Genomic DNA, 15,350 nt, shown 5'->3' on the forward strand with positions numbered 1-15,350 from the left:
ATCGCCTCGTCTGGAAACTATTGAGGCGCGCGAGACAAGACCTTAACAAGCGGTTGTTTGAAACAATTGAATAGTTCGCGTTAATGCAAAACGATTCGCAAATATTCTTTATGAGTCGCTAACGCCAAAGAGCTTGGCCGTCGCCACGCCTCGCTCAACAAAGCGCTGTTTATCCTGCTCCGGCGCCCATCCAAGGGCGGATTTCGCCCCCTCATTGGCGTAAGGCGACAATTGCGCCCGGGATTTCCAGTCGCGATAGCTAGGCTTTGTAAGGCCTTTCTTTTTGGCGAGATGGCGCTTTAGCCAATATTTGACGACATCGATCGCGTAATACGTCCAGAGCGGTGTCGGTTTTGCGCGCATGGCGACGCCATAGGCGTCTTCAATCGTCTTGAAATATTCACGGGACGAAAGCATCGGTTCGCCAATCAGGTTGAATGATGCGCCGCCGGCGCCCTCCGTTTCCATCGCGAGAACCAAACCGTCCGCGACGTCATCGACGAGAACGAAAGGCATAATGTTTTCGCCGTCGCCCCATAATTTACAAGCGGTCGCCCCGCGCCACATGGCGATGCCCCAATGCTGCAAGGGCCCGCCTTCGCCGATAACAATGCCCGGCCGTGCGATTACCAGCGGCAAGCCGCGTTCACGCTCAAGCTTCTTCAGCTCTTCTTCGCAGGCAGCCTTCGAGCGCGCGTAAAGGTTACGGCGCGTAAGGTCATGGTCGAACGGCGTTGCTTCCGTAATGACGCGATCCGGCTGCGACGCATCATAGGAATCGATCGTGCCTGTATAAACAAGTCGGCGCACGCTGGCGGCGAGACACGCCTCGCCTATTCGATTCGTAACACCCACATCGTTTTGAAGATAACCTTCCCAGCTCGTCTCGGTGGCGCGCGCCAGATGGAAAACGCAGCCAATGCCTTCCATCGCCTCGCACAGATCATCACTGGAGTTCAGGCTGCCGGTGAACACCGAAATGCGCCCGTCCTCACGATCAAGCCCCGCCCCTGAACCGCGGGAAAATACGCGGACGTCGTAGCCCTTGTCCGCAAGCGCGTGACATAGTGCACGACCGATAAAACCGGTTCCACCAATGACCAGCGCCGTTTCGCCCTTCGCCGGCGCAGCGCTGCGTGACGGCGGCGGCGCTTTTGGTAAAAATTTGGGACGCGCCGCCTCCAGCGTCTCCTCGATCATCGCCGTCGCATTCGCAGCAAGCCCGGCGGACAGCCGCCGGTCTACGGGCGCCCCCGCTTTTACAGAAGCATAGAAGTTGTCGATAGCGCGCTGGATCGACAGGCCATAGGGAGCTAGACCATTGAGCGATTTCAGCTGTCGGAACGCATTGGCGAGGCCAGCGCCCGCCGCCTGCCCTGCGACCGAAAGCTGGCGCGCCAGCGGTCCCACGACAATGTCCTGCATTGAGGCGCGTTCGCGCAGATAGGTGTCTTCTGCGAAATTATAGCCCGCAACAGCGCCAAGGCCGCGCAAACGGATGCTGCGATTATCCTCCCCCTCAACCAGCGACAGGTTCAGCACCACAGAGGCGCCTTTCGCCTCCCCGGCAATACACCAGCTCTGGTAATGGCCGACGCCGCCCGGCAGCGTTATGGGATTGCGCAGGGATACGCTGATGTTGTTCAGCTCGCCAAAGAGGTCTGCGACAAAGGCAAAAAGATGGGGGCCGATTTCAAACAGAATGTTTTCCGGCGCCCGCAACATCCACAGATTGAAAGGGCCTGAACGCAATGGCGGCAATGGAAATTGCCAGTTCGCCTCAAAACTGTCGATCGGGCCGATGGTGCGGCATTCGATATCCGCTTTCAACCTGTCATAAGACGGCAACATCAGGAAGTTGTGGTTGACCCCAAGAGCGACATTTTTCTCTCGCGCCAATGTCTCAAGACGGCGGCAGTCAGAAGAGTTTAGCGCAAACGGTTTCTCGACGAAGGCGGCGAGGCCCGCTTTAAGAATTTTCGCCGTCGCGTCCGCATGAAGATGAGGCGGCGTCAAGACATGCACGCAATCGGCGACACCGGCGGCGAGAAGATCGTCCAGCGACGTAAAGACATGGGCCGCGCCATAGGCGCTGGCGATCCCTTCCGCTGCGCCGCGCGACAGATCGCATACGGCGACAAGGTCAACACCCGGCGTGCGCTTCAAGGCATCCGCATGCCAGGTTGAAATGTATCCTGCGCCAAGAAGCGCAACCCTGATCGGCTTTTTGTCCATGGTCATCGCGCGGTTCGCGGCCTCATTTATATTCAACAATGCCGATATGACGGCCGGTCAGTTTCTTTCGCTTGTAATCCAGCAGGCCTATCACATTCGGAAATTTCGACAGGGTCAGAAATTTCGCCGCAAGGGTCGCATGCTCCGGCGCCGCCCCTCTGGCGATAAGGCCGCGCCGCGTTTTCCATAACGAGGCCGGGTAAAGAAGAAGCAAAGCAAGGCTCGCCCCATAGGTGAAAGGCGCGGCGATTATCGACACAGCGGGAAGAACAAGTCCCCAAAGCCAGGCCCGGCGGCGCTCAGCGGCGAAATAACCGGGATGAAGCTCGCCCACCTGCGCAAAGGCGTGTCCGGCGCGCACCATGCGCCGCCACCATTGGCCGAAACGGTGAATATCCGCGTCATGAAAGCACATATCGCGGCCCAGCCGGACAATTTTGACGCCGGTTTCGCGCAGGCGGATGCAGAAATCATCATCTTCCGCCGCAATCACGGTCGGATTGAACCCACTCACAGCGTTAAAACTGTCGGCGCGCACCATGAAGATGCCGCCGCAGGCCTTGATCTCGCCCACAGGGCCGTCCCACTCCATGTCACAAAGGCGGTTATAAATTGTGGCGTCGGGAAAGCGCTCACGGCAACGACCGGTCACAGCGCCAAGTGAAGGATCACGCGTTAGCGCCTTCACCGCCTCAGTAGCGAAGCCGGGCGCCAATTCACAATCGCCGTCGATGAACATCACATAGTCGGTATCGGGCCATGCCTTCAACAATGCGTCAAATCCCGCATTGCGGGCGCGCGCCGCCGTGAAAGGCGCAGCGCAGTCAAGCTCGATGACTTCAACACCTTCGCCTTTCGCAAAGGCGACGCTGCCGTCAGCCGAGCCGGAATCCACATAGACAATGCGCGAGGCCTCTTTCTTCAAGGAAAGGAGACAACGCTCAAAACGCTCGCCTTCATTGCGGCCAATGGCGACAAAACCGATAGAAGGCGCGCCGCTCATTCGCCTGCCTCGTCATTGCCGCCGCGCGTCGGCGTCCATGTCTTTGCACTGGCCCTGCCTTTGGCGCCAAAGACAGAAACTTTGGAAAGAAGAAAGCCAATGGCGCCGCGAAGAGCCGATGGCGGCAACGATTCCCGCCCAAAGCGCAACCATGCGACCACTATGGACGCTCCTGTCAGGACAAGCGCCCAGAAAACAAGCTGGAAGGCGACGGAAACACCAGTCACCAGCCAGGCGAAAAAGCAGATGATAGCGAGCACGAACAAGAGCGCGACAAAAATCGTCAATGGCGGAATCATCAGATCGATGGCCGCGCCGATTTGAGCGAAACGCCCTTTGGAAAAACCATCCATAAGCGCGCCAAGGCTCGCCCTTGCGCTATAGCGCAAGGAACCGATGGACCAGCGCGCCGACTGGCGTGTGAGCGCTGCGTCCTCCGTGGGAAATGCGCTCGTAACAACAGCATCGGGGACAAAGAGCGGCGGCGCACCTTTACGGATAAGCGTCATAGTGAGCGCCAGGTCCTCGACGATTTCACCCGAGCCGAGATCGAGCCCTGACAGCATCCGCCAGGGCGCGGCAAAGCCAGCGCCGGTGAACCGCGTCACGTCGAAAAGCCGGGCCAGCCCGCGCATGCGCACATTGTTGATAAAGGCCCAGGCAAATTCGGCCACCTGAAGGCGCGGCCCCGCTTCCTCTGGCGCCTTCATCAAATAAAGCGCTTGCGCTGGACGGTCTTCTCGCGCCGCAACCGCTGCGATCTGCTGCAAGGCGCCAGGCGCAAACAGACAGTCAGCGTCGGTAAAGACAACGATGTCAGGCGGTGAAGCACGCAAATGATCGAGCGCGAACTGCAACGCATAGCCCTTCCCCCGCCGGGAAGGGTCATTACGTTCAATGGCTTCGGCGCCGTTTGTTAGCGCCACTTTCGCCGTTTCGTCGGTGCAATTGTCAGCGACGACGAGGATGTGATCGCTTGCGCGAAGTTGCGAACGCACATTTTGAAGCGTCGGCGCAATTGCCGCCGCCTCGTTATGCGCAGGAATAACGACGACAATGGACCCGGCCAGCGGTGCATCCGCTTCAGCGTCATTCGTCTCCATGACCGCCGCTGCAACTTCAAGCGCAAGGAAGAGCGCAAGAGCGAAACCGGCCAGCGCCAGCGCATATAAAAGGACAAGAACCAGAAAGCTCATGGAGCGAGGATCCTATGAACCGGCGGCGATCACTCGCCGCCTTGTCACGCGCGCGCCGGCCGGTCGCCGCCGAACCAGAAACGGAAAACGCCGAGCGCCTCGGCAAACCGGCCAAAGACCGCGCCAAACGCCTCCCCCCATGATTTGAGACGAAACGGCCCGCGGCGGAGGATGCTCGCCAAAATCTTGAACGCATAAACCGCCACGCCGATCGCAAGAACGCCAGCGGCAGCAATCGGCGCCGGGGTCATAGGCGCAAACATGCTCGCTACGATCGCACCCAGCGCCGCCGCCGCGACAATACCGGCAGGGATGAAAAAGCCCCACAAAACGGCGCGTACAGTTTCGCCGACGCCATGACGTTCGGGCGGGCCGCCATGAAGCGACATAGCGTAAGCATTGTCGAAACCGCGCAGAACGGCGCGTTTCCACCAGCTCGATTTGCGCGGCTCCCGGATCATCATATCAGTTTCGAGACGCCAGATATGGGCTCCGCGTCGGCGTTGGCGAATGCAGAGATCATCATCCTCGCAGGAAAGAAGATCGCCGCGGAAACCGCCCGCCGCTTCGAAGGCCTCTGTGCGCATAAAAGCGCCCGGCGCAACAACCGATACAATTTCACCGGGCGTTTCATTTTTACGCTGTTCAGCGACGGTGGGATAAGTCACCTCATCGCCATTGCGGCGGCGCATGCGTCCTTCGATCACAGCGACTTCCGGGCGGCGCTCCATGAACTTTTCCGCATGGACGAGCCAGTCGGGATCGAGCACGCTCGCTGCATCCATGAACTGCACATAACGGACGCCAGGCAGGATTTTCTTAAGATGACGGTAGCCAGCATTCTTGGCGCGCCCGGCTGTTTGCGGCCCCTTGCCAATATCAGCGATCTCGGCGCCGACTTTACGCGCTGCGGCGACAGCTTCGTTCATGGGACCGAGCGGCATGAACACAACCGCGCATCCTTCCGGCAGTGAGCGGATCGCAGCCTCGGGCGAAACACGCGGATCGGAGCCGATAATGACCGCGCCAATGAGCGCTTTTTGCTGAGCGGGCGCAGCCGGTTGCGGCGCAGGCGCCGCCATTGGCGCAGGCTCGGGCTCGGCTTGCGGTTGGGGCGTGGGACGCTCTGCAAGCCGCACTTCTGTCTCATCGGACGCCGGCATGATCCGGCTCGTCACTTCAGCGCGCAGATCTGTGAGCGTCTTCACCGGAACATCCCCGGCATATTCTTCTTCCCGTCCGCCGCCGGCAGGCTCATTATCGTCGGGCGCGGACGGCAAAGGCCGGTTCAGAAAGTCAGTGCGATCATCGACAAACGCATCGGGGCCTTCATCTTCTTCATCGGCCGCCGCGATGGGCGGTGCGCTTGGTTCATGCGAGGCTATGCCGAAAACGCCGTATGATTTTTTGTCCCGCACAACCGTGCGGATTGTCTCAACGCCGACGACCAGATCTTCCGCAGAAAAGGCGTAAACGAGCGCCGTGTCGGCAATGACGTTGATAACGCGGGGAACGCCGCGCGATTGCTCGGCAATTAGGTCGATAGCGCGCTCCGTGAAAATCCGGCGCCGGCACCCTGCGATCGACAGCCGGGTTTCGATATAAGAATGAACTTCTTCGCGGCTCAGCGGCGTCAGATGGAAATCAGACCCCACACGCTGCGTGAGCTGCAACAATTCCGGTCTGTTGAGGACGTCTTTCAATTGCGGTTGACCAACGAGAATGAGCTGTAAAAGCTGGTCCTTGCCGGCATTGATATTTGATAAAAGCCGCAGCTCCTCCAGCATATCGGTCGACAGGTTCTGCGCCTCGTCAATGATGAGAACGATGCGGCGGCCTTGCGCATACTCACTGATGAAGAATTGTTGCAACTGGGAGAACAGCGCCACATGCGAACTGTCGTCAAAAGGCTGGCCGAAAGCCATCAACAACCAGCTAAGAAGGTCGCCCCGTCCTTCCTGAACATTCGACAAGAGTGCGACCGTATGGGTATCGGAGAGTTGATCGAGCAGCCGGTGAATGAGCGTGGTCTTGCCGCATCCGACTTCACCAGTGATGACAGAAATGCCGGCATGATTCAAAACGCCATATTCCAGCATCGCATAAGCGAGCCGGTGGGTCCTTCCCCAATAGAGGAAGGACGGGTCCGGTTGGATGGAAAACGGCTTTTCTGTTAGGCCGAAAAACTGTTCGTACATTACGTCAATGCTTTCGATTGGCGTCAGCCAAACTGTTAAACGGCCACTAAACGGCCGGCGCTAAAGACTGGCCAGAAGCGACGTCGCCTCATCGGCAAATGACAGGTTTCCACCGCCAAGGCTCAACGCCTTTTCGAGGTTTTCACGCGCCGCAGCCTTGTCGCCGTTCGCCGCCTGCGCGGCGCCCAGATGATAAAGCATCTCCGGGTTGTCTCCGGCGGCGGCCACTGCCTGCGACAGATACTCTATCGCCTTGGCGTAATCGCCGGCGCGATAATACGCCCAGCCAACTGTGTCGCGATAATAAGGATTGTCGATGCTCTCGATTGTTTTCGCAACTTCAAGCGCGCGGGCGATGCTGGCGTCATCCAGACGCATATCGCTCGACAGGCTGACAAAGTTGTTGGCGATGATGCGGTCATCGGGGCGTTTCTCTATAAGCTCGCTGTAAAGCGTAAGAGCGCCTTGGCGATCTCCGCTATTGAGAAGCACATCAGCCTTGAAGACTTTGAGAGCGTCGTTCTCCGGAGCCGCACGCAATCCCCGCTCAATGAGTTCAGAAGCGGCGTCGCGACGGTTCTCCGCGAGATAGTGGCGATAGAGGAAATCAAACGCTTCGGAACGCTGCGGGTTTGTCTCCGTCGCCTTCAACAATATGGATTCATACTCGCTCTTTTCACCCCGGGCGAGATGGACCCGCGCCATTTGAAGCTGAGCGACGTAATTTTCCGGATCCGTTTCAAGCATGCGCGCCAAAAGCTCTTTGGCCTCATCCGTGCGCTCTTCGCGAATATAAGCATCGATGAGCGCGTTAAGCGGACGCCCCTGCAACGGCGCACTCTCATTCTGAGCGGACAGCGTTTCGATGACGCTGCCAAAGTCCTGAAGGCCGATATAGGCGGCGGACTTGATCGTTGAAGCAAGCTGCGCGTCACGGCCGGCATTCGCCAGCAATTGGCCAACCTCTTCGGCGCCGCGCCAATCCTGCTGGGCGAGACGGATCGATGCGAGAAGGCGCAAATTCTCAACCTCGTTCGGATGCACCGCCAGAGAATCTTCAAGAACCTCTTCGGCGCGATTGGCGTTCTTGCGGCGAAGCAGGAAGCGCGCAAATTGCTGCGCAACAGCCGGGCTCTTCTGGCTAGCCTCGAAAGCTTTCGCGAGTTCAGCCTGCGCGAAGCTAAAATTATCCTGACGCTCGAAAGCCGCCGCCATGAGGATCATCGCCTGAAAGGTTTCCGGGCTGTTGTCGATCACGGCGCGCAGATTGTTGATCGCCTGATCATATTCTTCAGCATCGATCTGCAGCGCGGACCGGCGCAGCAGCGCGTCGGTGTTATATTCGTCGGCGGCGAGAATCTCATCGACAAGCGCAGCCGCTTCATCTGTCTTGCCTTCTGCGAACAAAATTGTGGTGATTCTGTTTTTCGCCTTCAGCACAACGTCCATATCTTCACTGGCCGCCAGGCCCTCGAGCACGTCGCGGGCTTTGTCATCCTGATCTGAACCAGCGTAGAAATCAGCGAGCGCGAATTGAAGATCCATATTGTCGGGTGAGGCCTCGGCATAGCTGCGGAGCTTTTCTTCCGCTGCATCGGCGCCTTCATTCCTGTTAATAATGCGGACAACATCCAGTTTCGCATTCAGATTTTCAGGCTGTAGAGCAACGATGCCTTCGAGCTGATCGCGGGCGCCGGCGAAATCGTTCACTTTGATAAGCTCATTCGCATAGACGCGGCGATAAGCAGGCTGTTCCGGGAAGAGTTCGATCAGGTCTGCATAAGCAGTGCGAACATCATCCGTGCGTTCAAGCATGGTGAGCGCATGAATGCGCAAGAGCTGAAGCATTGCGACTTCGGGATTGATTTCGAGCGCGCGGTCCAGTTCGCCAAGCGCCTTCTCCCATCCGTCATTGATGGAATATTGCGTTACGCGCACTGTTACCGCTTCCGGGTTCGCCGGATCCTCAGCGATCACTTCGTCAGCGAGCTCAATGGCGCCGGCGCTGTCTCCGATTTTCAGAAGGACGCCCGACTTCAGAGCCCGTGCGTCAATATTGCCGGGCTCGATGGCGAGCGCTTTTTCCGCCTCCTCGAGCGCGGTCGTTTCATCGCTGCCGATGAGATAGAGCTTGCCGAGCTTCACATGAGCGTCGACAAGGTTGGGATCGAGCCGCACAGCACGCTGCAGCAGACCAAACATGCCCTGGAAGTCCTGGCGCTGTTCAGCAATCTCGGCGAGACCAAGCAATGACGGCACATGCTCTTCATTAATTTTGATCGCGTTCTGATACTGGATAAACGCCCGGTTGAGATCGCCCTCTTCAAGGAACTCCGCGGCTTCGGCGGAGTATTTTGCGACTTTCTCTTCCGGCGACGCACAAGCAGCCGTGAGCGCCAGCGCTGAAACAGCGAGAAGCCTTGAGAGTCTCAAGCTCGCGCTTTTTCCTGATCGCCGTGTTTTTGTCGTTGTCGCCGTCATTATCTCCACCCTTCTTACTAAGGTCTTTGGGTTTGCCACTGTTGGAACCTTGTTACAACGTCTGTCCTAGAAAGCCGCTTTACGCAGGCCGGTTTCGTCCCGGGCGGCGCTTTGTGAGGCGCCTGCCGGGGCGTAATTCATTCTGTTGGCGCGGAAAAGCGCCTTGAGCCGCCGATTTGCGCCGGAAAGCGTAATTGAAGCGCCAGCGCGGGCGAGATGTTTTTCCAGCATCAGGACCTGTCCCAAAAAGGCGCGGTCCGCGGCTTCAACCCCGGCGAGGTCGAGACACACCGGGCGGCCCCGGGCGGCGGCGCTTCGAAACGCCTCGCGCACGGGCTTGAGGCTGTTATGGCCCGGCTTGCCGGTAATACGGACAATCGTCTCACCCGCGCCCTGGGTTACATCGGCCTGCGCATCGCCGGCAACGGCGCCCGCCTGGCGGCTTTGCGGCAGCAACCCGGTCAAAGCGAGCCAGGCCAGCGCCACCCCGTCATCGAAATAACGCCGCCATAAGGAAGGTTCTTCTTTAATGCGCCATACCCATTCAAGACCGGCGCGCTGCACCCATTCCGGGGCGCGGGCCACACCGCCCGCCGTAAAATCCACAACTGCGCCGAGATGAGCCGTCACGGGCGCGGTCAGGCGATCACGGTTATACTCGATCCAGGCCTGCCCTTTGGCGGCGCCAAGCGCCACCATGACGAAATCCGGCTCCGTTGAATTGATCTTCGTGATCACCTCGTCAGAGCTCATGCTTTCTACGTCGCCGAAACCGGGATTGTGCCAGCCCACCGCCTCAACGCCGCCTTTTTCGCGGTTGATGGCGTCGAAGGCGGCTTCGGCGGCGCCGGGACGGCCGCCGAAAAAGAAGACCTTGAGACGACGGCCGGAAAAACCCGGGCGGCGGCGCAGCGCCTCGAAAAGATCGGAACCGGCGACGCGGGAGGGCACTGGAACGCCCAGCATTTTCGCCATGGCGACCAGCGGCGCGCCATCGGCAAGGCTGAGATCGGCATTCAAGATGTCGCGCCGCGCGCTTTCGTCTTTCATGGCCCGCACGAGAAAATTCACATTTGGCGTCACGAAGGAAAGCTGGCGGCGCGTCCTGACAGAGTCATCGATCTCTGCGATAGCGCGGTTAATGTCCGCGGCGTCCACCGCAAGCCCCATCAGGCACCAGACATCGCGATCAAAATCATCCCGGCGCAGCGGCGCCACAGCGCCGACCGCTTCCGGGCTTTGCGCCGTCTGGTTCAAAAGGGGATCGCTCATACTCATCAGGGGCTGTTCCAAAAGTTAACCCGTTAACACCGTTTCAGTTCGAAACCGGAAGCGCTGTAAACCAAAAGCGCTTGTCCATTGGCCCGCTACACAGCAAACTGCAGGCCAGATTCACCCCTTGCGTGTCTTTTAGAGTTTTTTTACCCCACAACCCCATGAAAATCATGGCGCCGACTCTAACGCCACCCCTGGCGCAATCGGGAAGGATTGCTTTAAGAGACTGTTATGATTAATTTTTTCCGGCCTCGAGATGCTTAAGACCGGACCGACAAGATTAACAAACCGGCGTGAGATCGGGTGGGCGAGCCTTTACTTTGCGGGTAGAGGTCGCAAATGATCCGGCGCCAATCTTGCTGAAATCCCGTCCTTAAATAACGCGCGCGAGAACGCGGCGACCACAACAGGGCCAGTCACAGGGGCTGTCCCGCCCAGAAAATGCAGGAAACACCCATCCCTCATGTCCGATAACAGCAACGAGCAGCCCTCCCCTTCAGGCGCAGGCTTTACGCTTCGCCCAGTCTATCTGGCCGCCGCCCTCGCTGCGGCGACGGTGTTTGCCTTTTTCGGCGGGATTGAAAACCTGTTCATGCGATGGGGCGAGCAACAGGAATTAAGCCACGGCTATTTCCTGCCGGTGATTTCAGCATGGATCATCTGGTCGCGCCGCGACGCACTGAAAGGCAGCCTCGGTAAACCTGTCGCGCTGGGCCTCGCCGGCGTCGCTCTGTCCGCCATTATTCTGGTGCTCTCAGAACTGACCGTCACATCGCTGATGATCTTCCAGCATCTCGCGATGATCCTGCTTTTCTCCTCGCTGGCGCTGGCGCTCGGCGGCTGGCGGATTTTCTGGCTGACGCTGCTCCCAATCGGCTTCCTGCTATTTATGGTGCCGCCGCCTTATTGGGTCATCACCGTCCTCTCACAGCATTTCCAGCTCTGGTCCTCGCAGCTCGGGGTCTGGATGATCGAGCTCCTCGGCATCCCTGTTTACCTCTCCGGCAACATTATCGACCTCGGCGACTACAAGCTGCAGGTCGCCGAAGCCTGCTCGGGCCTGCGCTATCTGTTTCCATTTTTGAGCCTTGGCTTTCTCGCCGCTTATCTGTTCCACGCTCCGATCTGGCAGCGCGCCATCGTGTTCCTTTCGACGATCCCGATCACCATCGTCATGAACTCTTTCCGCGTGGCCGTCACCGGTCTCCTCGTTCAGCGTTTTGGCCCGGAGCATGCCGAAGGCTTCATCCACATGTTTGAAGGCTGGGTGGTTTTCCTTCTCTGCCTTGCGCTGCTTTTCGCCGTCATTGCAGTCCTTTCCCGGCTTTCGGGCCGCAAGTCCGTCGGCGATGTTCTCGGCCTGCCGGACATCGAAGCGCAACCTGACGGAACACAATGGAGCCGTAAGCAATACACGCTTCACGGGCTTATCGCGCTTGCCATGATCGTCATCGCCGGCGGTTACGTTCATTTCGCGACGTCAAATATTTTGCGGGTGCCGGAACGCTCCGATCTCGCAGGTCTTCCCTATGAACTCGATGGCTGGAAGAGCTACGTTCAGGAGGTCGATGCAGACACGCTCAACGTGCTGGGCGCAGACGACTACATCATCACAAATCTGCAAAGCCCGGAAAACGAAGTTTTCAACCTCTATATCGCTTATCTGAACATGCAGCGCCACGGCCATAGCTGGCACTCGCCGCGCCAATGCATCCCCGGCGGCGGCTGGCAAATCGTCGACCATGACTATGCGTCAATAGAACTCGATGACGGCGACAGCTTCAGCTTTAACCGCATCGTGATTGAAAACCGCGGCGTCAAGCAGCTCGTCTACTACTGGTACGACCAGCGCGGGCGTAAACTCGCCAATGAATTCGCGATGAAGTCCTTTTTGATCCTGGACGCGGTGAAACTGCGCAGGACCGACGGCGCCATGATCCGGATTATGACCCCGATCGACCGGGGAGAGCTGGAAAGCGACGCTGATGCACGCCTGCAAGGGTTCCTTCGCACGCTTGATCCCAAGCTTGACGCCTATATTCCAGACGCCAGCGCCACGGCGACCCAGGAGTTCGATCCAAACGATTAGGGGACCGATAGCCGCCTCTTGGCCATTTTTCATACAAGAGGCGGTTTTTTTTCGGTTTTTTCTTTTTTTGCATTTGCTAAGGTCCGCTTCAGAAAGTCGGCCTAGGCTCGCTGGCCGGATGGCGCGGCGCGGAAGACCGGGCTTACCCGGCAAAATCGCCAGCGCCGCCGCCCTATCTGGCTGAATGCCTTGAAATCGGCGCAATATTTGCAAATCAAGGGGCGCATCAGGACCGGCGGACCCGGCCCACAGAAAGCAGGATCACCCAGATGGGCGAAGAATTCTCACTTGAAGACATTCTAATCATCCTCAAGCGCCGGTTTCTGGCCTTCATTCTGCCGGTTATCGCGCTTGCCCCCATTGGCATTGTGGCCGTGATGCTGCTGCCGGCGAAATACACGGCGCAGGGCACAATCCTTGTCGAGTCTCAACAGATCCCGACGGAATATGTGCGATCCACGATTAACTCCTATGCGCAGGAGCGTATCTCCATGATCCGCCAGCGGGTCATGACTCGCAATCGCTTACTCGAAGTCGCTGACGAGTATAATCTCTTTCCGCGCTCCCTCGGCCTTTCGGAGAGCGAACGCGTTAATCTCATGCGCCAACGCCTTCGCGTTGATTTGATTACAACCTCGGCGCAAGCGCGCAGCGCAGGCCGCGACAATACGATCGCGTTCACTGTCGCCTATACGGACCGCGACGCCAACAAAGCCTATCTCGTCGCCAATAAGTTCATCACGCTCTTCCTGGACGAAGATGTTCGCACCCGAACCGCCGGCGCTTCGAACACAACGGAATTCTTCGAACGTGAATCCACGCGCCTGCGTGAAGAAGTTGCGAAGATGGAAGAGCGAGTTTCCCAGTACAAGGCGCAAAATGCAAATGCGCTGCCTGAACATCTCAACATGCATCTCAACATGCTGGAGCGGGCGCGCAACAATCTCAGCAATGCTGAATCGACGATCACCCAGCTTGAAGAAGAACGCCGCTTCCTTGAAACGCAGCTGATCAGCGGCGCCAACGCCGACAACAGTCTTTCTTCAGAGCTCGCCCGGCTCGAATCCGAACTCGCTCGCCTGCGCGCCACTTACCGCGACAACTATCCGGAAGTCGTCGCCAAACGCGAAGAAATCGCATCGATCAAGGCGCGCATGGCGCCGAGCTCCGATATCACTCGCCTGCGCGGAGAATTGAGCGCCGCCGAAGATGCGCTTACAGCACTGGAGCGCGCTGAAACACCTGACGAAGAAGCAATCGCCGCGGCGGAAGCCGATGTCGAAGCGGCGCGCAACACGCTCTCGGACCGCATCTCGGAAGAAACCCGCAAGGGCACCTCCGACATCGCCGGCGTACAGATCGAAGGCCGCATCGCCGTTGTCGAAAACCGCATTCGCATGCTGACAAAGCAAACCGAGAGTTTGATGACCGAGATCGCCAATCTCGAAGAGCGCATCGCCCGCACCCCGGAAGTCGAACGCGGCATCACCGCCCTCACGCGTGATTACGACAACTTGTTCCAGGAATATCAGGAAGTGCTCTCCAAGCGCGGCAGCGCCCAGCTGGCGGAAAATCTCGAAGAAAATCAACAGGCGGAGAAGTTCTCCATCCTTGAGCCCGCCCTGCAGCCTGACAAGCCGTCAAGCCCGGACCGCCCGAAGCTGATCGTCATGGCGCTGTTCGCGGCTTTCGGATTGGGGGGTATGGTCGCGCTGGGGCTGGAATTGCTGCAGGCGCGTATCCGCGGCCGCAATCATCTGGCCTCGATCATGGAAGTCCAGCCGATCGCCGTCATTCCCTTTATATACAGCGAGGCCGATAAGAAGGGCCGCTTCCCAGCCTTTAAGCCGCCAAATTGGGGACGCGGCCGACGCAAGGCCAAGCGGCGGCCAGGGCCCGAGCCGACTCCGGAACCGGCGCTGTGAACCCGATGAAAAAAGATTCAGAGTAAGGCGATCCCATGGACCGAATTCGCAACGCAGTCACCCGGGCGCGGCAAACGCGGGAAACAGCTACGCAAGGCGATGTCGCTGCTGCGCCAAGACCGCAGCCGTCGGAAGCGCCGCCGAGCGTTCGTTCCGTATCCGCCGACCATGGCGACCCGCTCAACCTGCCGTCCGTTCAGTGCAACTTCGATAACTTCGCGCGCAACCGGATCATCGCCAATGAACAGGATCCGGTGCTGAACGCCTATCGCGTGTTGCGCACGAGAGTGCTGCAAAGAATTGACGCCGAAGGCTGGAAAACCATCGCCGTCGTCTCGCCGGGCTCCGGCGCAGGCAAAACCGTCACGGCGATCAATCTCGCCATCGCCATCAGCTCAAAAGCGGGTTCGCGGGCGACGCTTGTCGACCTCGATTTCTATCGGCCGAGCGTCGCGCGCTATCTCGGCGTTACCGATGCGCCATCATCCCTGGACTTCTTTGAAGGCAAATGCACGGTCCGCGATGTGGCGGTGCGCCCTGGCCTGTCAGACGTGGTGCTGATCGCCAATGAGCGTGTGACGCGCCGCGGGGCCGAACATCTGACCTCATCCCGCGCTGACGAACTGATCAATACGGCGGTCCACGACTTCAACTCCCGTGTGGTCATTTTCGACATGTCGCCGCTGCTCGGCTGCGACGACACGATCGCTTTCCTGCCCAAGGTCGATTGCGCGCTTCTGGTCGCGGCCAGCGGCGACACGCGGGCCGACGACCTCAAGGAAGCCAAGCGGATCCTCGGCAAGAGCAATATTCTCGGCACGGTCCTGAACAAGGCGCCCGCCGCCTTCATGCCCAACCAGTATTACTGAGGGCTGAAACAGGCTAACCTAGCGACCGCCGCTGCATAAAAGCAGTTCCCAGCCGTTCTGCGCGCTTGAAGCTGGACGG

Annotated in this window: 9 protein-coding genes; 3 read left to right on the forward strand and 6 right to left on the reverse strand. The window is 58.8% G+C overall.

Going from position 1 to position 15,350, the window contains the following annotated elements:
• Window positions 1–108: 108 nt before the first annotated feature.
• The 6 genes from ACFC5L_RS14245 to ACFC5L_RS14270 form a co-directional block, all read right to left on the reverse strand.
• Window positions 109–2,241 carry an NAD-dependent epimerase/dehydratase family protein gene (locus ACFC5L_RS14245; RefSeq protein WP_375203707.1) on the reverse strand — a complete coding sequence of 711 codons (2,133 nt, stop codon included), beginning with the start codon at window positions 2,239–2,241 and terminating at the stop codon, window positions 109–111.
• 16 nt (window positions 2,242–2,257) lie between these two features.
• Window positions 2,258–3,238: a glycosyltransferase gene (locus ACFC5L_RS14250; RefSeq protein ID WP_375203706.1), complete on the reverse strand. Its 981-nt coding sequence runs from the start codon at window positions 3,236–3,238 to the stop codon at window positions 2,258–2,260.
• Window positions 3,235–4,434: a glycosyltransferase family 2 protein gene (locus tag ACFC5L_RS14255; protein WP_375203705.1), complete on the reverse strand. Its 1,200-nt coding sequence runs from the start codon at window positions 4,432–4,434 to the stop codon at window positions 3,235–3,237. Before ACFC5L_RS14255 ends, ACFC5L_RS14250 begins: the two co-directional genes overlap by 4 nt.
• 44 nt (window positions 4,435–4,478) lie before the next feature.
• Entirely contained in the window at window positions 4,479–6,632 is a 2,154-nt protein-coding gene (locus tag ACFC5L_RS14260) for an AAA family ATPase (RefSeq protein WP_375203704.1), read from the reverse strand.
• 60 nt (window positions 6,633–6,692) lie between these two features.
• Entirely contained in the window at window positions 6,693–9,113 is a 2,421-nt protein-coding gene (locus ACFC5L_RS14265) for a tetratricopeptide repeat protein (protein WP_375203703.1), read from the reverse strand.
• A 66-nt stretch (window positions 9,114–9,179) separates the two neighbouring features.
• Window positions 9,180–10,391 (reverse strand): WecB/TagA/CpsF family glycosyltransferase, encoded by a 1,212-nt coding sequence (locus ACFC5L_RS14270; RefSeq protein ID WP_375203702.1) that lies wholly within the window; start codon window positions 10,389–10,391, stop codon window positions 9,180–9,182.
• A 460-nt stretch (window positions 10,392–10,851) separates the two neighbouring features.
• On the opposite strand from ACFC5L_RS14270, the gene xrtD reads away from it, so the two are divergent.
• The 3 genes from xrtD (at window position 10,852) to ACFC5L_RS14285 (ending at window position 15,271) form a co-directional block, all read left to right on the forward strand.
• Window positions 10,852–12,477, forward strand: a complete 1,626-nt coding sequence (xrtD, locus tag ACFC5L_RS14275) for a VPLPA-CTERM-specific exosortase XrtD (protein WP_375203701.1) — start codon at window positions 10,852–10,854, stop codon at window positions 12,475–12,477.
• 269 nt (window positions 12,478–12,746) lie between these two features.
• The gene (locus ACFC5L_RS14280) at window positions 12,747–14,402 is read left to right on the forward strand and encodes a GumC family protein (RefSeq protein WP_375203700.1); all 1,656 of its coding nucleotides are present in this window, start codon (window positions 12,747–12,749) and stop codon (window positions 14,400–14,402) included.
• A gap of 35 nt (window positions 14,403–14,437) precedes the next feature.
• Entirely contained in the window at window positions 14,438–15,271 is an 834-nt protein-coding gene (locus ACFC5L_RS14285; protein ID WP_375203699.1) for a CpsD/CapB family tyrosine-protein kinase, read from the forward strand.
• The last annotated feature ends 79 nt before the right edge of the window (window positions 15,272–15,350 follow it).

It is taken from the genome of Hyphococcus sp. (genome assembly GCF_041986965.1).
Lineage (GTDB): Bacteria > Pseudomonadota > Alphaproteobacteria > Caulobacterales > Parvularculaceae > Hyphococcus.